The 25,892-nt window shown below is 47.1% G+C and carries 19 protein-coding genes; 12 read left to right on the forward strand and 7 right to left on the reverse strand.

Annotation, left to right across the window (positions count from 1 at the left end; genetic code table 11):
* Positions 1-126 precede the first annotated feature (126 nt).
* Positions 127-1,824, forward strand: a complete 1,698-nt coding sequence (locus KNQ13_RS12335; protein WP_209548412.1) for a GGDEF domain-containing protein — start codon at positions 127-129, stop codon at positions 1,822-1,824.
* Between the two features lie 293 nt (positions 1,825-2,117).
* On the opposite strand, the gene KNQ13_RS12340 is transcribed toward KNQ13_RS12335, so the two are convergent.
* The 4 genes from KNQ13_RS12340 to KNQ13_RS12355 all read right to left on the reverse strand — a co-directional run bounded on the left by KNQ13_RS12340 (position 2,118) and on the right by KNQ13_RS12355 (position 6,321).
* The gene (locus KNQ13_RS12340; RefSeq protein ID WP_071500772.1) at positions 2,118-2,768 is read right to left on the reverse strand and encodes a homing endonuclease associated repeat-containing protein; all 651 of its coding nucleotides are present in this window, start codon (positions 2,766-2,768) and stop codon (positions 2,118-2,120) included.
* A 269-nt stretch (positions 2,769-3,037) separates the two neighbouring features.
* Positions 3,038-4,687, reverse strand: coding sequence for a peptide ABC transporter substrate-binding protein (locus KNQ13_RS12345; protein WP_209548413.1), 1,650 nt, complete (start codon positions 4,685-4,687; stop codon positions 3,038-3,040).
* A gap of 329 nt (positions 4,688-5,016) precedes the next feature.
* Positions 5,017-5,466 carry a thioredoxin-dependent thiol peroxidase gene (gene bcp, locus KNQ13_RS12350; protein WP_209548414.1) on the reverse strand — a complete coding sequence of 150 codons (450 nt, stop codon included), beginning with the start codon at positions 5,464-5,466 and terminating at the stop codon, positions 5,017-5,019.
* Positions 5,467-5,478: 12 nt separating this feature from the next.
* On the reverse strand, positions 5,479-6,321 hold the full coding sequence (locus tag KNQ13_RS12355) for a hypothetical protein (RefSeq protein WP_209548415.1): 843 nt from the start codon (positions 6,319-6,321) through the stop codon (positions 5,479-5,481).
* Between the two features lie 111 nt (positions 6,322-6,432).
* Here KNQ13_RS12355 and KNQ13_RS12360 point away from each other — a divergent pair, with 111 nt between their 5' ends.
* The 9 genes from KNQ13_RS12360 (at position 6,433) to rlmD (ending at position 17,255) form a co-directional block, all read left to right on the forward strand.
* The gene (locus KNQ13_RS12360; RefSeq protein ID WP_014971276.1) at positions 6,433-6,720 is read left to right on the forward strand and encodes a HesB/YadR/YfhF family protein; all 288 of its coding nucleotides are present in this window, start codon (positions 6,433-6,435) and stop codon (positions 6,718-6,720) included.
* Between the two features lie 127 nt (positions 6,721-6,847).
* On the forward strand, positions 6,848-8,392 hold the full coding sequence (pruA, locus tag KNQ13_RS12365; RefSeq protein WP_071500776.1) for an L-glutamate gamma-semialdehyde dehydrogenase: 1,545 nt from the start codon (positions 6,848-6,850) through the stop codon (positions 8,390-8,392).
* Between the two features lie 72 nt (positions 8,393-8,464).
* Positions 8,465-9,976, forward strand: a complete 1,512-nt coding sequence (gene putP, locus KNQ13_RS12370; protein ID WP_285801356.1) for a sodium/proline symporter PutP — start codon at positions 8,465-8,467, stop codon at positions 9,974-9,976.
* Positions 9,977-10,126: 150 nt separating this feature from the next.
* Entirely contained in the window at positions 10,127-11,347 is a 1,221-nt protein-coding gene (locus KNQ13_RS12375; protein WP_209548416.1) for an Nramp family divalent metal transporter, read from the forward strand.
* Positions 11,348-11,548: 201 nt separating this feature from the next.
* Entirely contained in the window at positions 11,549-11,839 is a 291-nt protein-coding gene (gatC, locus tag KNQ13_RS12380; RefSeq protein WP_026827487.1) for an Asp-tRNA(Asn)/Glu-tRNA(Gln) amidotransferase subunit GatC, read from the forward strand.
* Positions 11,840-11,855: 16 nt separating this feature from the next.
* A complete protein-coding gene (gene gatA, locus KNQ13_RS12385; protein ID WP_209548417.1) occupies positions 11,856-13,298 on the forward strand; it encodes an Asp-tRNA(Asn)/Glu-tRNA(Gln) amidotransferase subunit GatA in 1,443 nt (480 codons plus the stop codon).
* Positions 13,299-13,311: 13 nt separating this feature from the next.
* The gene (gene gatB / locus KNQ13_RS12390) at positions 13,312-14,745 is read left to right on the forward strand and encodes an Asp-tRNA(Asn)/Glu-tRNA(Gln) amidotransferase subunit GatB (RefSeq protein WP_209548418.1); all 1,434 of its coding nucleotides are present in this window, start codon (positions 13,312-13,314) and stop codon (positions 14,743-14,745) included.
* Positions 14,746-14,892: 147 nt separating this feature from the next.
* Positions 14,893-15,861, forward strand: coding sequence for a diacylglycerol kinase (locus KNQ13_RS12395; RefSeq protein WP_209548419.1), 969 nt, complete (start codon positions 14,893-14,895; stop codon positions 15,859-15,861).
* A 29-nt stretch (positions 15,862-15,890) separates the two neighbouring features.
* Complete coding sequence (gene rlmD, locus KNQ13_RS12400) at positions 15,891-17,255, forward strand: 23S rRNA (uracil(1939)-C(5))-methyltransferase RlmD (RefSeq protein WP_209548420.1); 1,365 nt, start codon at positions 15,891-15,893, stop codon at positions 17,253-17,255.
* A 66-nt stretch (positions 17,256-17,321) separates the two neighbouring features.
* Here rlmD and KNQ13_RS12405 read toward each other — a convergent pair whose 3' ends face one another.
* The 3 genes from KNQ13_RS12405 to KNQ13_RS12415 all read right to left on the reverse strand — a co-directional run bounded on the left by KNQ13_RS12405 (position 17,322) and on the right by KNQ13_RS12415 (position 22,090).
* Positions 17,322-18,515, reverse strand: coding sequence for a CDP-glycerol glycerophosphotransferase family protein (locus tag KNQ13_RS12405; protein WP_209548421.1), 1,194 nt, complete (start codon positions 18,513-18,515; stop codon positions 17,322-17,324).
* 25 nt (positions 18,516-18,540) lie between these two features.
* Positions 18,541-19,692, reverse strand: a complete 1,152-nt coding sequence (locus KNQ13_RS12410) for a helix-turn-helix domain-containing protein (RefSeq protein WP_209548422.1) — start codon at positions 19,690-19,692, stop codon at positions 18,541-18,543.
* Between the two features lie 133 nt (positions 19,693-19,825).
* Positions 19,826-22,090 (reverse strand): methyl-accepting chemotaxis protein, encoded by a 2,265-nt coding sequence (locus KNQ13_RS12415; RefSeq protein ID WP_209548423.1) that lies wholly within the window; start codon positions 22,088-22,090, stop codon positions 19,826-19,828.
* Between the two features lie 178 nt (positions 22,091-22,268).
* Here KNQ13_RS12415 and KNQ13_RS12420 point away from each other — a divergent pair, with 178 nt between their 5' ends.
* Both KNQ13_RS12420 and KNQ13_RS12425 read left to right on the forward strand, forming a co-directional pair.
* Entirely contained in the window at positions 22,269-22,691 is a 423-nt protein-coding gene (locus KNQ13_RS12420) for a CBS domain-containing protein (protein WP_012371366.1), read from the forward strand.
* Between the two features lie 128 nt (positions 22,692-22,819).
* Positions 22,820-25,621 carry a putative bifunctional diguanylate cyclase/phosphodiesterase gene (locus KNQ13_RS12425; RefSeq protein WP_209548424.1) on the forward strand — a complete coding sequence of 934 codons (2,802 nt, stop codon included), beginning with the start codon at positions 22,820-22,822 and terminating at the stop codon, positions 25,619-25,621.
* Positions 25,622-25,892 lie beyond the last annotated feature (271 nt).

Genomic DNA, 25,892 nt, shown 5'->3' on the forward strand with positions numbered 1-25,892 from the left:
TACGATACCGGGGTTTTCGCTTTTTTTCTATGTTCGATTTAAAATCCGATGGATTTTATGTGTCAACCACACCTTATGGTGATGAGCCATATATATACAAAAGTGTGTGAGGAAGGGGAAGTCAACGTGCGTCGTTTTCAACAATATCTCCTTCGAAGCTGGATTGTATTTTTCCTTGTCGTCATTGGAATAGATTTATTGGCGAAATCAAGGGATTACAATCCCAGCATCGATTTTTTTACATTTACGCTTGTCGTTGCACTCTCTACTATTTTTGTCATCGATCCCGTCCGCCGAAGACATATGAGTTTTACATTCCATTTTGGGTTCGTCCTGTTTACGTTCTTGACATACGGATTACTCTCGGCCATCTGTGTCGGACAATTGACGATGTTGATCTATCAGTTGCGAACGGTCCATACGGCCATCGGACGCCGACGGATGCTACATAACTACCCGTTTAATGTCACGCTTGAACTATTGCTGATCCTACCAGCGGGACTTGCCTACAATGCGTTAGGCGGAACCCATGGAAAAGATTTTGCATTGATCGGCAACATTGGACCCTTGCTCGTCATGGTCTTGATTTTATGGTTGGTCTTATTGTTCCAATATAGATTGTCTCACTTTTTACTGGGTGAAAATATTCCGAGCAATGTCATGTTGCCGTTACTCCGATTTGAAGCAGTCGTCATCGCGGCTGAATTATTGTTTGGTATCTTCAGTACATTGATGGTCCAGAACAATGGGAACAGTGGACTTGTCATGACGGCGTTTGCGTTGTTCATCATCAAGCGGTCACTTGGAAGTTCCGTCCATGCGAGCGACCGGATCGAGCACTGGGAACAAATCGAACGCTTAAAAGAAGCCGCCTGGAAGGACGGGGACGCCCAGTTCATCATCGAGCGTTACTTACGGCAGTTAAATCATTTTGTCCGTCCAGACATTGCGTGGATCAAGTTTGATTTTAGTGAAGGAAATCCGATTTATTATTCGTTAAAGGACGGACGGAAATTAAAGGCCGATCACGTTCGGGGTATCATCATCGAAGAGATCATTGAAGAAAAAGACGAAGTCTTGTTATACGGGATGCAACAGGAATGGGACATTCGATTATACGATTGTATCCCGGAAGAAACCCAATCAATTTTATTCATTCAGCCGGAAGCGACGGAAAAAATCAACTGTTCGTTATTTCTAGCATCCGAAGCGAGTGGTGAATTCACAAAAGATTTTGGTTATGAGCTTTATCGGGCTCTTCGTGTCTTGTCCTGGGCCGTCGAACGGGCACAGGAACGTGAGCGGCTCTTGACGGACAGCCGGACCGATGCGATGACGAAATTACCGAACTACCGCGCCTTACAAGAATGGGGCGATCGGCGGATCCGTCAACGGGACTTATATCCGTTCTCGGCTTTAATGATCGATTTAGACCACTTTAAACAAATTAATGATACGTATGGACACGAAGTCGGTGATGTCGTCTTGTTTGAAGTCGCCAAGCTGTTGATGCAGGCGACGCGTATCACGGATCTTGTGGCACGTTACGGAGGGGAAGAATTTGTCGTCTTGTTACCAAATACGGATCTTGAATCCGCGCAAATCGTGGCGGAACGGATTCGCGAGACGTTACATGCCAACCCGGTTCGGATTGAAGACAATCAATTAAAGATTACGGCAAGTATCGGCATTGATACATTAAACGAGTTAGGTGATCTAGCGAGCCTGATCCGGAACGCAGACCGAGCGATGTATATCGGAGCGAAGTTCCAAGGGCGGGACCGTGTCGCATCGTATCAAGAATGGAAAGAACGTGTAATATGAAAAGAACCGTCGACATCGTCGACGGTTCTTTTCATATTGAAGGGTTTAAGCGGTCGCTGACGACTTCGGTCAGGTTAACGTCCGTAGGAGTCGATTGAGATTATAGAAGACTGTGAGCGCGTTCAGGGAGTGGTTTGAAATAAGGTATCGTTCCGTTCACATCTGTTCCTCAGACGAGAACAGGGGACAGATTTCAAATCCGTCCCCTGTTGTATAGGAAGAGCAGCGTGTGAGCCGGTCTTTTTTTGTATCTAATGATCTAGTGGTTTTTAAAATGAAAAATAAAGGCAAGATTATTGGGCGTGTTGTTTACTGATCCGAATTTCACTTTCAATGGCATGAATCGCAGCTGACCATGAACCGTAACGGTGAAGTAAGGCTTTCGTAGAAGGCTTATTATTACGTTTTGCCCATTCACGGTACGCTTCGAAAGAGAGCGAGAAACCAACTTCTTCAATCGCTTGTCGGAGCGAAGCCGCGAGTTCGGCTTTCGAATAGGTGACACTGGCTTCTAAGCCGGCAGCCGTACAGGCGTCATGCCACGATCCGAACATTTTCACGATATGATAATGACTCGGTGCATGATGAACGGATTTTCGCCACATCTGGTATTTCTTTAATGTAATCGTTGATCCGACGTCTTGGGCATAACGGTGGAATGACTTTAAGATTTCATCTTTTGTATATTTCGGAGCGCGTTCGAGTTCTTCCGGTTGCTGGTCGATGTGCCATTCGTACCCAGCTGCAGATAATGCTTCCGGCCAGGAACCAAACTGGCGAATGATGGTCTCTGGTTGAGGCCATCCATGTTCGATGGCATAGCGACGATAAATCGTCCGACGGGGACGGTCCTGAATCAGCTCACCTAAGGCCTGGATCGCTTGAATCATTTCCAGTTGTTCTTCCGTCCATGTTTGTTGACTCGTAAGTACACGTTGTTTCAAGGGTGAGTCCTCCTTCCTAGTCGATCGTAATAGTTGAGGCAAAAGTCCTCTGTATAGAATATATCGGCACATTTCCATTAATTATGAATAATTACCGTGAAATACTGTAAATAAAGTGAAAATCATTCTTCAGCTAAGTATAAATGGAAGTAATTCAAATGAAAACAGAATGTTGACAATTTTTAATGTTAATTCTGAAAACAGTACATTTGTCTCATATGGAAAAAAAGACCAGACTCGCATGGGGCGAGACTGGTCTGAAGTGGTACTTATTTCCCTTCGATGTACGTCCATTTGAACGAAGTATCCGCACCGACTTTGTGATTAACGATTCCTTTGACGTAAGGTTTACGTAAGAGAGAAGCACCACGTTGGTACATGACGGAGATGGCTTGGTCGTCTTCAAGCAAGACTTTCTCAGCGTCTTTGAGTGACTGCCAGCGTTTCTCAGCATCCGTTTCCTTCATCGCTGATTTGATGAGTGAATCGTACTGATCGCTCGAATACTTACCACGGTTATACGGTCCATCTGTCATCCACATATCGAGGAATGTCATTGGATCCTGATAGTCAGGTCCCCAACCAGCGAATGAAAGTTCGAATTCACCTTTTGATTCAAGCTCCAGCTTGTTCTTGAACGGTTGTTGTTTGATTGTGACTTCAAGACCTGGCAGGTTTTTCTCCCACTCGCCTTTGAGATACTCAGAGATTTTTTTCGAGTTGTCATCATCGTATGAAAGAAGCTCAAGCTTGACCGTTTTCTTACCGACATCTTTCAGGCCTTTTTCGAATGATGCTTTTGCCGATGATGCGTCGAATGAACCAAAGCCTTCGTTACCGTCACGGAAGTCTTTTCCGTCCGGACCTTTAGCAAATTCTTTTGGCACATAGTAGTAAGCAGGAATCGATCCGTTGTTCAGGAGGACTTTTGCCATCTGCTCTTTGTCGTAACCCGAATCGATTGCTTTTCGGATGTCTTTGTTTTTAAGCAGTTCGTTTTTGAAGTTCATTTGGATGTAGTACATCGATGCGTCAAGTCGTGTATCGAACTCTTCGCTGTCTTTGTACTGATCGACGAACTCACTTGTCAGACCGACCGTATCGATGTCGCCTTTTTCATAGAGGTTGACGGCAGTCGAAGTTTCTTTAACAACCTTGTAGTTGACTTCTTCGAGTTTGACAGCATCTGCATCCCAGTATTGATCGTTTTTCTTGTAGCTCCAGCCGACTTCTGTTTTCCAGTCCGTCAATTGGAATGGTCCGTTGTAAAGGAAATTTTCCGGATTCGTTGCGAAATCTTTTCCTTTTTCTTCGACGAATTCTTGTTTAAGCGGCATGAATGAACCGAAGCCCGTCAACGCTTTGAAATATTCAGCAGGTTGTGTCAATTTAACTTCCAGTGTCTTGTCGTCAACAGCCTTGACACCGACGTCAGCTGGTTTTCCTTTACCTGTGTTGTAAGCTTCCGCGCCGTCGATGACATACATGATGTACGCATATTGTGATCCGCTTTTTGGATCAAGGACACGTTTCCACGCATATTCGAAGTCTTTTGCCGTGACGTCACTGCCGTCCGACCATTTAGAATCACGTAATTTGAATGTGTATGTAAGACCATCTTCAGAGACGTCTACACTTTCAGCGACACCAGGTGTTGCTTCTTGTTTCTCGTCAAGACGGAACAGACCTTCTTGGACGTTATTGAGGACTGTGAATGAAACGGAGTCCGTTGCCACCGTCGGGCTGAGTGCCGGGATGTCTGAACCGCTTGTCAGGTTAAGGACCTGTTTGTCTGATGCCTTTTTCGTGTCGGTCGAACCAGACGTGTCTTTTGAATCATCTGTAGAGGTACAAGCAGCGAGGCTTGATCCAGCGATTGTTAGAGCACCAACGAGTGCAAGTGTTTTTTTCTTCTTCATAATGATAAGTTCCCTCCCAAGAATGAATATATATGATTGAAAAATGAGTACCGATTAGAATAGCGATCCGGTGTCCTATAAAAAAATAAGAGGGGTCATCGCCTTTTATTTTGTTGAAGGAAAGCACCGGATCAACTTGTTACCAATAATAAATACAATATTCAGAAAAATCAATATCTTATTTTCAGATTATTTCAAAATTATTAAAATTTCGTGTGTTATCAACGTTTTTTTTGTAAAAATAAATTTTTTTTCAAGGATAATATTGGGAGGTGAAGATGATTATGAAAATTAAAACACGCTATCAGCAATAGCGTGTTTGAGGTGGGTCAGTTGAGTTGATCGAGGAAGGAAAGTGCTTCTGTGACATGATCTTTGACTTTGACGGACCGCCATTCCTGAATCAATTCACCGGCTTCATTGATTAAAAATGTGGAACGATTGATTCCATAATATTCCTTACCGTAGTTTTTCTTGAGCTGCCAGACACCATATTGTTCACAGACGCTGTGGTCGACATCCGATAAAAGTTCAAAAGGAAGTTCGTATTTTGAGATAAAGTTCTGGTGCCGTTTCTGGCTGTCGGCCGAGACACCGAGAATGACCGTATTTTTAGCAGAAAAGGCTTCCGTTGCATCACGGAAATCACAGGCTTCGGTCGTACAGCCCGGTGTAGAATCTTTTGGATAAAAGTAGAGAACGACTTTTTTTCCGCGATAATCGCTCAACGAAATCAGTTCTCCTTGTGCATTCGGAAGGGTAAAATCAAGTGTGCTCATAGTAGTTCCTCCTTAACCAAGTTCCATGTTTAATTGGTCGGCGTATTTTTCAAGTTTCTTTTGCAAGCTTTCCTTTAAGGGATCAAGGGCGATCAAATATTTTTCGAAGTCTGTTCCGGCTTTTGCCGTCTTCAGCAACAAGGCTTGTTCATCACGGTACCAGTCGGCGTAATCTTCATAATAGTCGACCAGCGTCTCTGGATTCCCTTCATTGCCAAGCGCTTGACCGTAAATCATCAGGATATTACTGTTCATCTCAAGCGCCATATAATCCGTCTGGGCATTGACGCGTGTGAAGACTTCATCCTGTTGATCTTCCTTCGTATTACCGACTGCTTCCGCTGCTTTCGCGTTGACACCATATTCATCGGCATTAAAGGAATCGAACATCGAGGCGAGCGTCGTAAAGACGGCAGGCTCAAACGTCGTCGGTACGATGACGACTTTCCATGCATCATCTTGCTTCAGGAACAGCTTTGATGCTCGGTTTGGCAGCGGGGAGCCGTCTTCATCATTAAACTCGTGAATGATGTACGCCACGTCCCCTTTCTGAAAACCTTTGACGACCTTACCCGGTTTGATTTTTAAGTTTTTAGCACCAAGCATGGCAGGGCGGAGTAATTTTTCATCTCCTGTATATTCAACCCGGGCAAGGGCCTTGGCGTCAGCCGTACCGGACTGTCCGACGGTTTGTTGGTACGTCTTGTAGACGTCGAGGACGTCTTGACTTGCCTGTTTGGTTTGTTTCGTTTCCGTGGACTTCGGGGATTCAGTATCAGTAGACGGGGCAGAATTGTTTCCGCATCCGACGAGGATGAGACTCGTTGATGCCAGTATCGTCAGCAATCGTTTCATTTCTGGTTCCTCCTAATGAAAAACATCAATACTCTGTGTCTTCACCATACAGGAAATTCGCTTTTTTGAGTAGGGAATAGGTACACTAACATAAAGGAGAGTGGGTTCAAGATGAAAATTCACGTAACAGATGAGGCATTACAGTATTTTAAAGAAGAGATGGAAGCAAAAGAAGGCGATACGATCCGTTTCTTCGCGAAATACGGCGGTTCAACGGATTTAACGCAAGGATTCTCAGTTGGTGTCCACATGGAAGCGGTGGACCGGGCGGCGGTCGAAGAAGTCGTCGACGGGATTCATTTCGTCGTATCGGATCAAGATGACTGGCTCTTCCAAGGACAAGATGTCCAAGTATCCGTTCAAAACGAAGAGATCGTCTTTTCCCAAGCGAAACAATAAGTGGAGAATGAAGGGGACCAAATCGGTCTGCTTCATTTTTTTTGTCTAGAATAATTGTAAGCGACGACATGCTTCTGTACAATGGAGAATGTAAGCGATTAAAAGCAAGTATAAAGGGGGAATAGAGATGATTCCGTACAAACACGAACCATTCACGGACTTCTCACAAGAAGCAAACAAGAAAGCGTTCGAAGAGGCGCTTGAACTTGTATCAAAAGAGCTTGGCAAGGATTATCCACTCGTCATCGGGGGAGAACGTGTGACGACAGAGGACAAAATCGTTTCTGTCAATCCGGCAAACAAAGAAGAAATCGTCGGACGCGTCTCAAAAGCAACACAGGCACACGCTGAAGATGCGATGCAGGCGGCAGTCAAAGCATTTGAGACGTGGAAATTCGTTAATCCGAGTGTTCGTGCGGACGTCTTATTCAAAGCGGCGAACATCATCCGTAAACGAAAACATGAATTCTCAGCCTATCTCGTCAAAGAAGCAGGTAAACCATGGAACGAAGCGGATGCGGATACAGCAGAAGCGATCGACTTCCTTGAGTATTATGCACGTCAGATGCTTATCTTAAAAGAAGGTAAAAAAGTTGAAAGCCGTCCGGGCGAATACAACCGGTACGACTACATTCCACTTGGCGTCGGCGTCATCATCTCACCATGGAACTTCCCACTCGCGATCATGGCAGGAACAGCGGTTGCTGCGATCGTGGCAGGTAACCCGATTCTCTTGAAACCGGCATCGACGACACCGGTCGTCGCTGCAAAATTCGTTGAAGTCATGGAACAGGCGGGCCTTCCGGCTGGCGTCTTGAACTTCATTCCAGGACCAGGCGCGGAAGTCGGAGATTACCTCGTCGATCACCCGAAAACACGTTTCATCAGCTTCACGGGTTCACGTGATGTCGGACTCCGCATCAACGAACGTGCTTCAAAATTGAACGATGGTCAAATCTGGCTCAAACGCGTTATCGCGGAAATGGGTGGAAAAGACACGATGGTCATCGATGAGTCGGCTGATCTCGACTACGCGGCAGACATGATCACAAAAGCGGCATTTGGTTTCTCAGGACAAAAATGTTCAGCGTGTTCACGTGTCGTCGCACTCGATTCTGTTTACGACGAGTTGCTCGCAAAAGTCGTCGAAAACACAAACAAACTCAGTATCGGTAACCCGGTTGACGTGACGAACAACGTTGGACCTGTCATTGATGCAGCAGCTTTCAAGAAAATCACATCGTACTTCGATGTCGCAAAACAAGAAGGACGGATTGCAGCAGGTGGTACGGCGGATGATTCTACAGGATACTTCGTTTCTCCGACAATCGTCGCTGACGTGCAACCGACCGATCGTCTGATGCAAGAAGAAATCTTTGGACCAGTCGTTGCCTTCACGAAAGCAAAAGACTTCAAAGAAGCGATCGACATCGCGAACAACACAGAGTATGGTTTGACGGGTGCCGTCATCACTCAAGACCGTACGAATCAGGAATACGCGCGTGCGAACTTCCATGTCGGTAACCTCTACTTCAATCGTAGCTGTACGGGCGCAATCGTTGGGTACCAACCGTTTGGCGGATTCAACATGTCAGGAACGGATTCCAAAGCAGGCGGACCGGATTACTTGACTTTACATCTTCAAGCAAAAACTACTTCTGAAATGTTCTAAAATGATGTTTAATAGATGAAACGGGTATGCGACCTGCATATCCGTTTTTCTTTAGAAAAGGGGGAGCACGAGATGATCGGAATGTGGTTCGCGATTTTGTTGTATCTGGGTTTGATGGTCACGCTAGGCGTCGTCGCGTATTATCGAACAAAAAACATGAATGATTATATGCTTGGAGGACGGACGATTGGACCTGTCGTCACAGCGCTCTCAGCAGGGGCAAGTGACATGAGTGGGTGGTTGTTGATGGGATTACCCGGCGCGATGTTTGCAACTGGTCTGTCCAGTGGTTGGATCGTCATCGGATTATTACTAGGGGCTTATGCCAACTGGTTACTCGTTGCACCACGTCTGCGTGCTTATACGGCATATGCCGGGGACGCCATAACGATTCCCGACTACTTTGAAAAACGATTCCACGATAAAAGTGGTGTCCTGCGTACAGTTTCAGCTGGAGTTATCTTAATATTCTTTATAATGTACGCATCAAGCGGTTTTGTCGCCGGCGGTCGTTTGTTTGAATCGGTCTTCGGGCTCGAATATACAACCGGCTTATGGATTTTGGCAGGTGTCGTCATCGCCTATGTCTTCCTCGGCGGATTCCTCGCTGTCAGTTGGACGGACGTCGTCCAAGGAATGATCATGGTCATCGCCTTGTTGATCGTCCCAGCGGTCACGTTGACACTCAGTGGTGGGATCAATGAGACACTCGAGACGATTCGCTCGACGGATGGTTCAAAACTCGAGTTGTTCAAAGGAACGACAGTCATCGGGATCGTCTCCTTGCTGGCCTGGGGACTCGGTTATTTTGGTCAGCCGCACATCATCGTCCGTTTTATGGCGATTCGTAACCTTCACGAGATGAAAACAGCTCGTCGGGTCGGAATGATTTGGATGACGTTTTCAATCGTCGGAGCGATGGTGACGGGCTTGTTCGGATACGCTTACTTTACACAACAAGGTGGCACGCTCAACAATCCGGAGAACGTCTTCATTCAATTGTCGCGTGATCTTTTCCCAGGGTTCGTAACGGGCTTGTTGCTTGCAGCGTTACTTGCTGCAATCATGTCGACGATCTCGACGCAATTGCTCGTCTCGTCGAGTGCCGCAACAAACGATTTCTATCAACGTTTCCTGAAACGAAATGCATCGGATAAAGAGTTGATGGTCATGGGACGCGTCATGGTTCTTGTCGTCGCACTCCTTGCGATTGCTTTATCGTTTGGTGCTCAGAAATCGATTCTGACACTCGTGGGTTATGCCTGGGCTGGATTCGGTGCTGCGTTTGGACCGGTCGTCTTGTTCAGTTTATTATGGCGCCGGATGAATAAAACAGGAGCACTTGCTTCGATGGTGACAGGATCTGTCGTCGTCATTGCCTGGATTTTAGTCAAACTGTATGTCAAAGATTTACCGTTTTATATCTCGGAGATGTATGAGATGATTCCAGCTTTCCTCGCTTCGACGGTTGCACTCGTTGTCGGCAGTCTCTTGACGAAAGCACCAAGTCAAGCGATCTATGATGAATTCGATGAAGTGCAGGCACAACTCAAAGGAGCGGAACAACAACGTAAAGTCGTGTAATGATTACGAAAAGAATGTCTGGTGCCTCGTGCGCCGGGAATTCTTTTTCTATAAAAGAAACTAACTTAGTGAACATATCTTTACATAAAACATATATGTTGCCTATACGCAAAAAAAGCGTATACTAACAACTAAAGAGAGGTGAGGCAAATGGCGAGTCAACCCATCGTTCCAGTGGAGCGTTTGAAAAAAAGACACTATATCGGACCGGCTTTCGTCGCTGCCGTCGCTTACCTCGATCCGGGGAATTTTGCGACGAACATGACGGCAGGAGCCCAGTACGGATTTTTACTGCTATGGGTAATTGTCGCCGCGAACCTGATGGCCGTGATGATTCAGACGCTGTCGGCGAAACTGGGGCTGGTCAGCAATACGAGCCTTGCGGAAGTCATCCGGGATGAACTGTCGCCGGTCATGCGAATCATTTATTGGGCGCAGGCTGAACTCGTCGCGATGGCAACGGATTTAGCGGAGTTCGTCGGAGCGGCACTCGGTTTTAACCTGCTGTTCGGCATCGATTTGAAAATCGCTGCCTTGCTGACGGCGGTTGCTTCGTTCATCATTCTTGGATTTGAACGGAAAGGGTTACGGCATTTTGAAGCTGTCATCGGAGCATTGGTCCTGGTCATCGCTCTGGCATTTGCAATTCAGGTCATCGAAGTTAAACCGGTCCTGCGCGATGTCGCCGGGGGATTGATTCCCGGATTTTCCGGAACGTCGAGCATTGTGCTCGCAGCAGGGATGCTCGGGGCAACGGTCATGCCGCATGCGATTTACCTCCATTCCGATTTAACGAAACGCCGGATGGGAAACATTGCTGATAAAAAAGGTTTGTTACGGATTCAGAAGATGGATATTTGGGCGGCGATGTTGATTGCGGGGGCTGTCAACGGCGCGATGCTTATCATTGCCGCGACGGTTTTCTTCGGGACGAGCCAACAGGCCGAGACACTGGAAAGTATTTTTCACGGACTCGGGACGTCGCTCGGGGGCACGGCACCTTATCTGTTTGGCGGAGCGCTGTTGATTTCCGGACTCGCCTCGTCGAGTGTCGGAACGATGTCCGGGGATGCCATCATGCGGGGATTCCTGAAGATGGAGATTCCGATCTTCCTCAGACGCAGTATCACGATGTTACCGGCCATCATCTTATTGTTATCCGGTTTTGACCCGACCCGTGCGTTGATTTGGAGCCAGGTCGCATTATCGTTCGGAATTCCGTTTGCTTTAATCCCGTTAATTCGTGCGACATCAAGTGAACGCATCATGGGCAAATATAAAAATCAGCGGTTAACGAAAGGGATTGCCTGGACGATCGTCAGTATCGTCATCGTCTTCAATGTCTATCTGCTGGGTGACCTTTTATTTTGAATAATCAGATTTCTTGTTTTGCTTACCGGCAGCTTGGGTAATTCATAACTAGAAGCTTTCTGCCCGGAAGCTTTGCTACCCCTATAAGGACGATGGTGCGGACCTCCCCCCGATGCACCATCGTCTTTTTTGTCTGGACAAAAAGTGCTATGATTAGAAATAGTGTAAAATATATTGAAAAAGTTCCGGAGGTGGAATCAGATGGCAAAGATTAATGAAGAACAAGTCCGCCATGTGGCGCATTTAGCACGTCTCGCCGTAACAGATGAAGAGGTTCAACAATTTACCGTTCAACTTGAGAAGATTCTCGGGTTTGCTGAACAATTAAATGAGCTCGATACGACTGGTGTCGAACCGACGACACACGTCCTCGATCTCAAAAACGTCTTGCGTAAAGACGAAGTACGCCCGTCGCTCCCGCGTACGGAAGTAGAACGACTCTCACCTGATTGGGAAGACGGACAAGTCCGTGTCCCGGCAGTATTCGAATAAGGAGGAGACCACCGATATGTCACTTTTTGAACATGGTGTAAAGAACTTACACACACTCGTCAAAGACGGAGAAGTCAAAGTATCCGAACTTGTCCAGGAATCCTTTGACCGGATTGACCGCGTCGACGGAAATATCGGCGCATTTTTATCATTAAACGAAGATGCTTTCGAACAGGCAAAACGGATGGACGAGATTGCGAAACACGAAGCAAACCCATTATTCGGTTTGCCGATTGGTGTTAAAGATAACATCGTCACGAAAGGGATGACGACGACATGCGGTTCGAAGTTCCTCGAAAACTTCGTTCCGGCACACGATGCGACAGTCGTCGAATGGCTGCATGAAGCAGGAGCCGTCACAATCGGGAAACTCAACATGGACGAGTTCGCAATGGGATCGTCAAATGAAAACTCGGCTTACAAGCCGGTCCGTAACCCTTGGAATACGAAACACGTCCCTGGTGGCTCATCAGGCGGCTCAGCAGCTGCTGTCGCGGCTGGAGAAGTCTTGTTCAGCCTTGGTTCGGATACGGGTGGTTCAATTCGTCAACCGGCCGCTTACTGTGGTGTCGTCGGATTGAAACCGACTTACGGTCTCGTTTCGCGTTACGGTCTCGTCGCCTTTGCATCGTCACTTGACCAAATCGGTCCATTGACACGGACGGTCGAAGACAATGCGTACTTGCTCAGCGCGATCGCCGGTCATTGTGAGATGGATTCGACGTCAGCGAATGTCAACCCGACCGATTACACGCAAGCATTGACAGGTGATATTAAAGGACTCAAGATTGCCGTCCCGAAAGAGTACTTCGGCGAAGGAATCAGTGAAGGCGTTAAAGAAAATATCCGTGCCGCAATCAAGAAACTTGAATCGCTTGGCGCGACAGTCGACGAAGTCTCGCTTCCGAACTCGAAATATGCACTTGCAACGTATTACCTGCTCGCTTCTTCAGAAGCTTCATCTAACTTGGCACGTTTCGACGGAATCCGATACGGTGTCCGCGCTGAAGCGGATGCACTCGAAGATGTCTTCAAGTATTCGCGCGCTCAAGGTTTCGGTGACGAAGTCAAACGCCGGATCATGCTTGGCACGTATGCCCTGAGCTCAGGCTATTACGATGCCTACTATAAAAAAGCACAACAAGCACGGACGTTGATCAAACAAGACTTTGACCAGGTCCTTGCCAACTACGATGTCATCATCGGACCAACAGCACCGACGCCAGCCTTTGAACTTGGTGCACAAAACGATGATCCGGTCACGATGTATGCCAATGATATCTTGACGATTCCAATCAACTTGGCAGGTGTGCCGGCGATTTCGGTCCCAGCCGGTTTTGTTGACGGATTACCGGTCGGTCTGCAAATCATCGGAAAACACTTTGACGAGGCGACGATTTATCGTGCTGCGCATGCATTTGAGCTTGCGACCGGCGGATTCGCGCTTCCGAAGTTATAAAGGAGAATGCCTTATGAACTTTGAAACGGTCATCGGTATTGAGGTCCATGCCGAATTAAATACAAATACAAAGATGTTTTGCGGCTGTGCCCGGGAATACGGGGCAGAAACAAATACAAAAACATGCCCGATCTGTCTCGGACATCCCGGCGTCCTGCCGAAAATTAACGAAAAAGCGGTTGAACTCGCGGTTCGTGCTGCCATGGCGTTAAACTGTTATGTCGCCGATCAAACGAAATTCGACCGGAAAAACTATTTTTATCCGGATACACCGAAAGCTTATCAAATTTCGCAGTTTGATCAGCCGATCGGTTTTGACGGCTACATCGATGCTGAGGTCGACGGCGAAACAAAACGTTTCCGGATCGAACGTGTCCACCTCGAAGAAGATGCCGGGAAGATGAACCATACCGGTGCCAACCATTCGGTCGTCGACTTCAACCGGACAGGTGCCCCGTTGATTGAGATCGTCAGTGAAGCGGACATGCGCTCACCAAAAGAAGCGGTCGCTTACCTCGAACGTCTTAAGGAAGTCCTGCAATACGCCGGTGTCTCGGACGTCAAGATGGAAGAAGGTTCGTTACGCTGCGACTGTAACATCTCCGTCCGTCCATACGGTCAAGAGAAGTTCGGAACAAAAACCGAGCTGAAGAACTTGAACTCGTTCGGAAACGTCTTAAAAGGTCTTGAGTTTGAAGAAGACCGTCACCGTAAATTGTTGTTATCCGGCGGCGTCATGCGTCAGGAAACACTCCGTTTTGATGAAACGAAAAAACAAACGGTCTTGATGCGGGTGAAAGAAGGCGCATCCGATTACCGTTACTTCCCGGAACCGGATCTCGTTAAGCTGGTCCTCGATCACGACTGGAAAGAAGCGATCCGCGCCGGTATTCCGGAATTACCGGATGCCCGTCGTGTCCGTTACCAGGAAGCGCTAGGTCTGTCGGCGTATGATGCGAAACAATTGACGGTCACACGTGAGATGGCCGAGTACTTCGAAGCGACGATCGCAGCCGGTGCTGAACCGAAAGCCGCTGCCAACTGGACGGTCGGGGAAGTCCAAGGTCACTTGAACAAATCGACGGAAACGTTCGACACGATCAAGCTGACACCGGCCCGTCTCGCGGAAATGATCGAATTGATCGCCGGCGGCACGATTTCCTCGAAAATCGCGAAACAAGTTTTCACGGCCGTCATCGAACAAGGTGTCGAACCGCGTGCTTACGTCGAAGAACAAGGACTCGCACAAATCTCGGACGAAGGACTCCTTCGCGGACTGGTCGTCGAGATGTTTGAAGCAAATCCGGCGGTTGTCGAAGAACTCGTCAACGGCCGTGACCGGAAAAAAGGTTTCGTCATCGGTCAAATCATGAAAAAGACAAAAGGAATGGCGAATCCGGCACTGCTCGATCAGCTGTTCTACGAAGAACTCGAAAAATTAAAATAAGTCCTGCTGAAGCACTGCTCTCCTCTCTTAAACCAAGAGAAGGAAGCGGTGCTTCTTTTTTTTGCCTTTGTAATGTGCCGGTACTTCATGTAAAATAAAACAGTTATGTATCAAATGGATCGGTTGAGTAAAAAAGGAGAAAATCTTATGAGACCTAGAGCGCGAGTGATTTATAACCCGACTTCCGGGAAAGAGATGGTAAAGCGTAATCTGCCGTATATCTTAGACCGGCTGGAAGCAGCGGGTTATGAGACTTCCGTCTATTCGACGAAAGCGGTCGGTGACGCGACGTATGAAGCAGCACGGGCCTGTGAAGCTGAATTTGACCTTGTCGTTGCTGCAGGTGGAGACGGTACGTTAAACGAAGTGATCAGCGGGATGGCATCGTATCCGGTTCGTCCGAAGTTAGGTGTCTTGCCAGTCGGAACAACAAATGATTTTGGGCGGGCGATGCGAATTCCGCTGACGATTGAAGGCGCGATGGACGTCATCTGTACGGGTTACACGATGCCGGTTGACATCGGCAAAATCGAAGGGACGACAGGAACGCATTACTTCATCAACATCGCAGGTGGTGGCATCATGACCGAACTATCGTACGAAGTTCCGTCAAAACTCAAGACGGCGCTCGGACAGTTGGCGTATTACGTCAAAGGGATGGAGAAGCTCCCGCAAATCCGTCCGACGTATGTCGAGCTGGAACATGAACGTGGCATCTTTAAAGGCGAAGTCATGCTCTTTTTGACATCAAATACCAATTCCGTAGGTGGGTTCGAGAAACTTTCACCGAATGCTTCTCTCAATGATGGACGTTTTGATTTATTCATTTTGAAAAAATGTAATCTCGTCGAGTTAATCCGCGTGATGCGGTTGGCGTTAAAGGGAGATCATTTCTCTGATCCATGTATTGAACATGTGACGACGTCGTTTGTCCGGATGCGAAATACATCCGAGATGAGCTTGAACATCGATGGTGAGTTCGGCGGAATCTGTGAAGGTGAGATGACGAATCTTCGGTCGCATTTTGAAGTGATGACGCCGAAGTTCCGGATCGACGAGATGGAAACGATCAATTTACAGCTACAGGCACAAGAACAGGAAACGAATCTCGCGTAAAGCGCGGGATTTTCTAGGAGGAAAACAATATGATTCCAGTACAAAAAAACGATGAGCACGTCGTCGAGATCGTCGATTTGACGCACGACGGTTCAGGTGTCGCGCGGATTGACGGCTATACGGTCTTTATTCCAGGGGCATTACCAACGGAACAAGTAAAAGTCAAAATCACGAAAACGACGAAATCCTATGGTTTCGGCCGGATCATCCGTCAAAAGACAAAGAGTGTCGATCGTGTTGAGCCACCATGCCCGGTCTATAACCAGTGCGGCGGCTGCCAACTGCAACACCTTTCATACGAGGCGGAACTCCAGTTCAAACACAATCGTGTCCGTGACGCATTTGCTCGTCTTGCGGGTCTTGAGATTCCGGTTCACGAAACAATCGGGATGGAAGATCCATGGGGATACCGCAATAAAGCACAGGTACCTGTCGCTTTCCAATCAAACAAGTTGATGGCTGGTTTCTATCAAAAACGGAGTCACCGCATCATCGATATGGATTATTGTTTGATCCAAAACAAAGAAAACGACGAAGCGATCCAAGCTGTTCGCAAAGTCTTGGCAGATCTTAAAGTACCTGCTTACGACGAAAAGAAAAACAGTGGTGTCATCCGTCATATCATGGCACGTCACGGCTACCATACAAACGAATTGATGATCGTCCTCGTGACGAAAGTCAAACAGTTGCGTGGTGTCGATAAAATCGTCGAAGGTATCTTAAAAGCCGTCCCGAATGTCACATCGATCCAGCACAACATCAATCCGGATGAGACGAACGTCATCTTAGGAAAACGTAATATCGTCCTTCATGGACCGTCTGTTATCCGTGACCAAATCGCTGGATTGACATACGAAATCTCACCGCATTCCTTCTTCCAGGTCAATCCGTTACAAACGGAAAAATTATACGGAAAAGCGCTTGAATACGCTCAGTTAACTGGCGATGAAATCGTCGTCGATGCATACTGCGGCATCGGTTCGATTTCGTTATCCCTGGCGCAACAAGCAAAACACGTCTACGGCATCGAAATGGTCCCGCAAGCGATCGATGACGCGCGTCGGAACGCAAAAGCCAACGGAATCAATAACGTTTCGTTTGAATATGGCACGGCGGAAACGGTCATGCCGGCGCTCGTCAAAAACGGTATCAAACCGGACGTCATCGTCGTCGACCCACCACGTAAAGGCTGTGACGAAGAATTCTTGCGTGCTGCTGCTGAAGTCGCACCAAAACGTATCGTCTACGTGTCATGTAATGCGTCGACGCAAGCACGTGACGCGAAGTTGCTTGCTGAGCTTGGTTACAAGTTGATGGAAGTCACACCAGTTGATATGTTCCCGCACACGACGCATGTCGAGAGTGTTGCGTTGTTCGTTCGTGAAGAAAACTAAGCCACTTTAAACTAACAAAAAACGAGAATCACTTACCGGAAGAACGGTAGAGTGACTCTCGTTTTTTTATGCGTAATTAGAATCAAAAAGCGCATCAACAACACGTTGACTGGCTTTCCCGTCATCCAAGCTGCAAAAGCGTTCCTGGAACGCCGTGTATTTATCCGCATATTGTTTGGAGTTTGCCGTGATGTCTTCGATATAGTCGATGACCTGATTACTTTCTTTTAACAAGGGTCCGGGAACGACTGCTTCAAAATCAAAGTAGAATCCACGTAAGACGGACGCGTACTTCTCCAAATCATATGTAAAGAACAGCATTGGTCGATTCAAATGCGCAAAATCAAAGAACACGGAGGAGTAATCTGTGATCAGAAGATCGCTGATCAGATAAAGTTCGGCAATGTCGCCGTATGACGAGACGTCATACGCAAAACCGGCATACGCATCGAGATCCAGATGTTCAGCAATCAGATAATGCATCCGGAGCAAGACGATATAGTCCTGACCGAGACGTTTCTGCATCTGTTGTAAATCAAGTTGAAGGTTAAACCGGTATTGGCCTTTCGTCATGAACTCGTCGTCGCGCCAGGTCGGTGCATATAAAATGACTTTTTTGTTCGCCGGCACGTCCAATTTCCGTTTGATCGTCTCTCCCTGTTGATCCCGATCAGGAGCATATAAGAGATCATTTCGCGGATACCCATTTTCCAACAGCGTGCCGCTGAAACCAAAAGCACGCTTGAAGATATCGCTCGAGTAGGTATTCGGTGAGAGCAGATAGTCCCACTCCTGTGCTTGTTGATAAAAATTCTTTTTGTATTGTTCTGTCGTCGTCCCTGCCATATGGACTTCTTCCATATCAAGACCTAACCGCTTCAAAGGTGTTCCGTGCCACGTCTGTACATAAGTCGTTGTGCGCCGTTTCTTTAAGCTGAGCGGTTGACGGGTGTTGAAGATCCAGTACCGTGCGCGTGCCATGCAGTAATAATACTTCGGACTGTTCCGTAAGACCCAGTCCGGACAGGCGGCTTTGACATCAGCGTTTGGTTCCTTCGCAAAAATCCAGATGAGCTTCAGCTCCGGATGTTGTTCGCGGAGCTTTAGATAAAGTGCTTTCGGATTGTCAGAATAACCACGTCCTAAAAAACTTTCGAATACAACAAGATTTTTTTTGATCGGAAGCTTCTGGAAAAGGCGGTATAAAAGCAATCCTTTATGAATTTTCTTTCGACGAATCTTAGTAAGTAGCTGTGTCATGTCATACTCCTTCTAAAAAATAAATTTAAAAATGATGTTGTCTATAGTGGGTCGGTGTCTCACCGGTCGTCTGTTTAAAAGCTTGGCTAAAATGACTTTGACTCGAGAAGTGTAATTTTTTGGAAATCGTTAATAACGAATCATCCGTCGAACGTAACAAGCGTTTCGCTTCCCGAATCCGTTCTCGAATCACGTAACGGGCGAGTGGCAGTCCGGTCTCTTCTTTGAAGAGGACAGATAAGTAATTCGATGAGACATGAATTTCTCGACTGATGGACGACACCGATAACGGATCATACAGATGTTGCTGGATGTAACGGATGGCAGCCAGAACATGCGGCGAATGCCGTAACTCCTGAATCTGTTTGACAGCTTCGGCAAAGCTGACCGTAATCCGGACATGGCGGTTCCGGAGCTCCGAAATACTTTGTGCCGCCTCGATTGATTCGATCATCCGGTCACTGAGCATAAACGCTTCATCCGGTTCAAGACCGCCTGTAATGGCAGCACGGGCGCTTAACAAAACGGTACCGAGCAAAAGATTTTTTTCGGCACGTAAGGGTTGATGACGTGCCAGTGAGCCGAATTCTCCGTAAGCGGGCAGGGAGTAGGTCGTCGCAAGTCGTTCACTTTGTCCGGATGCAATCCATTCGATGATTTGTTGTTCCCGTTCCCATGCCTTGATGTAGGCGGTCGAAGCGGTATGCGAAGGAACATCAGCAATGAGTGGGATTTCTTGATCGGCGACTTCCGATTCGACCCGGATATCCCGTGCAACTAACTGTTGACCGGTTAACAGCCGGTAAACGAGATGTGCACAATCAATCAGGCGATTTTCCGTCGTTCGCGTCAACGATTTGTAAAACTGATGAAACGTTTCATCTTGAATATGTGCCCGGAACAAGGCAGACTGCAACAAAACCGGACCAATCCGGTATTGGCCTTGATCGAGGACGGGGATGAACAGATAAGCTGTTCCGTCCTTTAAGGTGTATAACAGTGGAGTGATCTCCGGAGGCGGCCAATTCTGCTCGATGGTCAATTGGCTCGGATGGACGGGCGGAATGGGCTGGATGTCCAATTCTTCTTCTGTCGCAGATCGATAGGAGACAAAAAAACCTGTCGTTCCATAAAGGTGTTCTGCCGTTTGGATTAAGTCGTCTTTTTTAAGGGACATCTTCGATTTCTCCTTTCCATAAACGTGTTGTTTTCAGTTTACGTCGTGTCTAACCGATTGTATAGCAAGAATCAATTGAAAAACAGGACACCCGGTACCGAAGGAAATCGGTAATGGGTGTCCTGTTCGTCGGTTACTGCTTAGACGGTCCATCAGGATGAGACGCTTCTTCTTGTAACGAGACGTCATCTTCTAAAACAGAGGAATCGTCCGAAACAGTTTCAGCGATGAGTTCGACCTCATCGAGGGAAGAAGCGGCTATTTCCTGTTGCGCAAGAGGAGAGGGCTCATTCGTTTCCTCGAAAAGAGTGTCTTTTTTATCGGTCGTTTCCTCATCGACTTGGAAATCGATCGTCAAGGCATGGAGTTCCGTCGCGATTTGAGCCAGGTGGACGGCAGCCGTCGTGACCGCTTCAATCGTCGCATTCGTTTCCTGAATGCTCGCAGCACTCGTTTCGATCCCGGCAGCATTTTCTTCCGCCAAGGCGAGGATTGTTCCCATCGCGTCCGACACGTCTTCCGTCGCTGTCGTCAAAGCACCGATATCGCCCGTCAAAGATTCCGTCCGTTTCGAGACATGTTGGACGGAACCGGCAATCTGTTCAAAATCTACGCCCGTCGTCTTGACGGATTCAAGGGATTGTTTTAAGTCATCCATGACACCGTTCATCGCACCCATTGCCGTTTGGGTCTCGTGCTGGATGTTACCCAGTAACTGCTTGATTTGTTTTGCCGATTGATCACTTTCTTCTGCGAGCTTCCGGACTTCGCTGGCGACGACGGCGAAGCCGCGGCCTTGTTCACCGACCCGGGCCGCTTCAATTGCTGCATTTAATGCGAGCAGGTTCGTCTGGCTCGAGATGGCCTGTAAGGTGCCAAGAATTTTCCCGATTTCATCCGAACGTTTTCCGAGAAAATCAGAGGTGTTCTGGATTTCCTGTTCAAGTGAATCGGAGTGTTGTAATAAATCCGTGATTGTTTGTTTGGTTAGGGCACTGCCCCGTGTTGCAGCTTCGGCGACGGAAGCGACTTCTGTCAAGGTTTGTGTCGCAGCCGTTTGCATTGCGACGGAGCGTTCCTTCACACCATAGACAGCGTGGGAAGACCGTTCGGCCTGTTTGGTTTGTGTCTCGCCGGCAGCAGCGATTTCTTCCATCGTCTGTCCGATTTGGACGGAGGCATTTTGAACGTGTGTTGCATTCGATGATAAGTCTTGTGACGCATCACGGACGGTTCCGGCAGAGTAGGTCATCGCCGTAATCGTTTGACGGAGTTTATGGCGCATTGCGTCAAAATTTTCACCAAGGTCAGATAACTCATCACGGATCCATCGTTTGTCACGATGCGTCGTTCGTAAGTCGCCGCTTGCGATGGCTAACGCTTCATTGCGGAGACCGGACAACGGACGGTTAATCGACCGGCCGATCAGCCAAGCAATTAACGTCGCGAGCGCAATCGCAATGACGAAGTTGATCAAGGACTGCTTGAGCATCGCGTCTTTTGGTGCATATAACGAGGCGTAGTCGAGAACGACCGCTAGTTTAAAACCGGTTTTGGAAGATAGTTGCCAAATGACGACCGATTTTTTACCGGCGACATCCATGATGGCAGAACCGGATTCTTGATTGATCATTTGTGTTGGAGCCGCAAAATACGGCTTCCCGTTTTCGCGCAGCTGATCGACTTTTTTGAAGAAATGATTTTTATTCGGATGGGTGACGATTTTGCCATCTTTCGTATAACTGAAAACGAAGCCGTCTTGACCGATCTCGATTCGTTTCATGTCTTCCGACAGTCGATCGACACTTTTATAGACGGATAAAACGCCTTTGATGTTGGCCTGATCGTCAAGCGTCGCTTTTGAAAAGCCGATGACGGATAACTTGGTTGCTTCATCATAATACGGTTCGCTCATCGCGACGGTACTGGAATTTTCAAGTGCTTGCTTGTACCAGATTTCTTTGCGGGGATCATAACCTGCCGCCGCGTCTTGTTTCGGCCAATTCAAATAGCCACCTTTTACATCCGCATATTGAATGAATGAATTTTCGATTTTCGAAGAGCCGTACTTTTCAAGGACACTGTAGATATCCTTTGCTTTTTGGGAAGGTAGTTCGGTCGATGTGGATGTTTTATTGGTGTCTATGTAATTCGGTAGTTGACCATCCGCACGATTGAAGGGCAGACCGGCCAGTAAGGTCGTATCTTTTTTTGTGTCGTCGATGATGCGCGAAAACGATTGTTCGAGTTGTTTCAAGGCTGTCTGAGAAGTTGAGTCGACGAGACGTTCGACCGTCTGACTCGTCTGGTCGTAAGAAAACCAGGTCGAGACGCCTAATGTGAGGGCAGGTAATAAAATAAGTCCAATAAAAAGCCGACGTGTGATCGGAAGACGCATGTGTAATTCTCCTATCTTTTTGAAATAGTCTTTAAAATCTGTCTATTCTGATTATCGGAAGGGTAGTACTAAATATGAAGGAATTGTGGGGAGATTTTCATGATTTTGGAACTGAATGCAACGTAAGTTCATGATAAAATAGGAGAGGTTTCACAGAGTGGCTAGGGAGGAACAAGAAATGAACATTGCGTTTTTCTTATTACCAAAAGACGAAGTCAAATACTTAGATCCGGAGTCAACGGTCAGACAAGCACTGGAAAAGATGAAACATCATCGTTTCACATCGGTCCCACTCGTTGATGATAAAGGAAAATATGCAGGAACCCTGACGGAAGGGGATGTCTTGTGGGCACTGGAAAAAAATCTTGAACATGCGGACTATGACCATGTCTTGCAGACGCGTTTGACGGACATCAAACAACGTGTCCGCTATAAGCCGGTTTCGATTACCGCACAGATGGAAGAGATGATCGAAGTCATCACCGATCAAAATTTCGTGCCTGTCATCGATGATGGAAAACACTTCATCGGTATCATTCGTCGGCGTGATATCATTGATTATTTTGCTAAAAAAGTCGCACGGGAAAACGTTCAATACTAAAATCTAGTATTAAAAGCACTTATTTTCACGAAAAGTGAGGATAAGTGCTTTTCATTGACCCATTTTCACTTCACGAATCTGCCGATTCGGACGATATAGAAACATAATGACAAGTTAAGGAGGACGATGTGTTGCGACGTTTATCACCAGTCTCCATCGTAGAAGCATTCCGAAAACGCTCTTACTATAAAACGTTCTCACGGATGATTTTAATCATTGGTTTATTAGCGTTATTGATCGCGACGCAACAACTACTTAAAAATCTAGAAGATGGGTATCAGTTTAAGCGTTCAAGTGAGATGATGAACATCTTTGATCGATTGAATCAAGTCGAGCGGAATTTGACGGACGAATACTATCTCACCTTAAGTGAAAAAACGGAAAAAACAACTTCGCCACGTAGCGACATGTGGCAACAAACGAAGACGGAACTGACGGCACTCGAACAACAGATTGAGAAGACAGAGACAGACGGTCCGACGAAAAAGGGGCTCTTGTCCGAAATCAATCAACTGCAAGCCGGCGGGTATGCATCGGACCATCAGTTTTTTCGAGCTGTCACTTCGTATAAAAGTGAGATTTTGTTCAATCAACTGTACTTAAGCGGAGAGAAGGGGACGTATTATTCGCTTTTCTCGAATTTATTTTTGATGGAGGAAGAGTTCGGACGTGCTGGTCAGTTTCTGTTAAGCGCTAATCGAGATCACCAGTTGGATTCAATCGAGCTCTTACGGATTCGACAAATACGTCAGGATGTCAACTTACGGAATGATACGCTGCTTCAGTCCCTGTATGCGACGATGCGACCGGAAGAGACAGAACGCAGACGAGACATTTCAGTGATGAGCAATCAGATGTATGCGTATTTACGGATAATTGACGCGACGCTGAGTCAACCGAACAATCCACAATACGGAACGATCGATAAAGTATCAGGACGGTATCAAACGAGTATGTATCGTTTGTTCGATGAAGGAATTCGAAAGGTACAGTCAGAACTGACGGAGAAAGGAAACACCCTCATTCGAAATGCCTGGTTGATGTTCATCGTGACGTGTCTCGTCATCTTGTCGTTACTTGGGTTGACGCTCTCCTTATTGCGGGCGTTCCGAAAAGATTTACATATCCTTCAGGAAGAAGCGAATTTCTTTGCGGAAGGTCCTCGTCAATCACATCATCATGTGCCGGAACAAAACGACTTCCACCCGGTCGTCGAGGCATTCCGGACGATGACGACGATCATTTCCGGCTTACTGGATTACAATGATAAAAAAACGATTGAAATCAAACAGAAAAAAGCAGAAATCGAATCACTGTTTTCACAAAATACGAACCCGATCGTTGCGTTATCATCAGATTTTCAGTTGCTGAGCGGCAATGATCGGTTTAAGCAATTGGCCCAATCGTCCGGCTTAATGACGATTGAGGAACTGATTCACCCGGCGGACTTGAATCGTGTCCGGCGGGCATTGAATCGGGCGATCGAAGGATATAGCCAGACGATTCGTTGCCAAATGATTTTTAAGCAAGATATCCGGAATATGTTCGTCAACATCATTCATGTTCCGTCGAAAAATGACGGGGGAACCGCTCTCTACTTGACGTGTCACGACGAGACGGATCAATTCAAACGAGAAGAACGGATTACGCAACTTGCGCTGTATGATGTTTTGACGGGCTTGCTGAACCGAAACGGTTTTGAACAAAAGATGAGTGAAGCACTGGCGGCACCACAGCCGGGGGAACTCGTCACGATTGGTGTACGTCAGTTCAGACGCATCAACGATATTTACGGCCACAGCGCCGGCGATCAGATTTTAAAAGAAGTCTCGAACCGGTTGCGCCATCATTTCATCGGGACGGGATCAGCCGCCCGAATTGGTGGAGACGAATTCGCCGTCTTGATTTTCCAACAAGAAATCGTCGATTACCGGGATCTTAAAACCATCATTGAGCGTCCCTATCAAGTGGATGGGGAGACGATTGACGTCAATATCAGTATGAGTATGGTTCGATATCCAGACGACGCGGTAGCAGTGACCTCATTGTTGTCATCCGTCGATATTGCGATGCAACACGCAAAACGAGAACAAGCCGGTGAACCGATTTGGTTTGAATCGTGGATGAGTGAGGAATACCGTGAATCGGCCGTACTCGAATCGGAGTTGCGGGAAGCGATTGCGCGCAACGAACTTCAACTGTTTTATCAGCCGCAGGTGAATCTGAAGACGCAGGAAGTTGATGGATGTGAAGCATTGTTACGGTGGTTCCACCCGGAGCGGGGAATGATCAGTCCTGCTGTCTTCATTCCGATTGCGGAACGATCGATGCTCATTGAAGAGATTGGCATGTGGGTCGTGCAGGAATCGGTCAATCAAGTTCGCCGCTGGGAAGGGACGCCGCTTGAATCGATGCGTGTTTCCGCTAACCTATCCGTTAAAGAACTCGTCTCGGGTCGGATCGTCGAGTTTCTGACGGACGTCAGAGATCGGTATCCAGGGATTGAACAACGGATGGAGCTTGAAATTACAGAATCCTTTGGAGTCTTCTCGGATACACGGGTGTTTGATGCCTTACAGACATTACATCGTCTCGGGTACCGGTTGGCGATTGATGACTTCGGTACCGGTTATTCTTCGTTATCCTATTTAAGCCGTTTGCCGATTCAGCGTTTGAAAATTGACCGTTCCTTTATCAGTGGAGATGATGCGTGTTCGAACGCACCGTTGATCGAAACGATCATTCGTTTGGCGCATACGTTAAAATATGACGTGGTTGCTGAAGGAATCGAACAAGCGGAACAAGGGGAGAATTTACGGAAACTGGACTGTGAATATGGTCAAGGATTCTATTATTCACGTCCGATTCCGCCGGATGAATTTGAAATTTGGTATGAGCGGTATCAAAAAGAAATTAGCCAATCCGGATGACCAACCGATTGTTGAATGAACTTTAGTATGAAATGATGACCGTTTCCCGTTTGATTGAGGGAAGCGGTCTTTTAATGTCGGTGAGAAGAGTCTCTACATTCATGTAGGAGTCGGGAGTCTGACGAATTAATTGGAAGCAACGTCCTTTTTCTTCCCTTGCTTTCCTCGGACGAGACGCAAGCCCATAGATGTCAACTTAAGAAAATGACTAACTTCTTTTGAAAGATGGTATGGAATACTAACCCTACGAGAGGAGTTTTTTATATGCCAG

Source organism: Exiguobacterium sp. s128 (genome assembly GCF_018618815.1).
GTDB lineage: Bacteria > Bacillota > Bacilli > Exiguobacteriales > Exiguobacteriaceae > Exiguobacterium_A > Exiguobacterium_A antarcticum.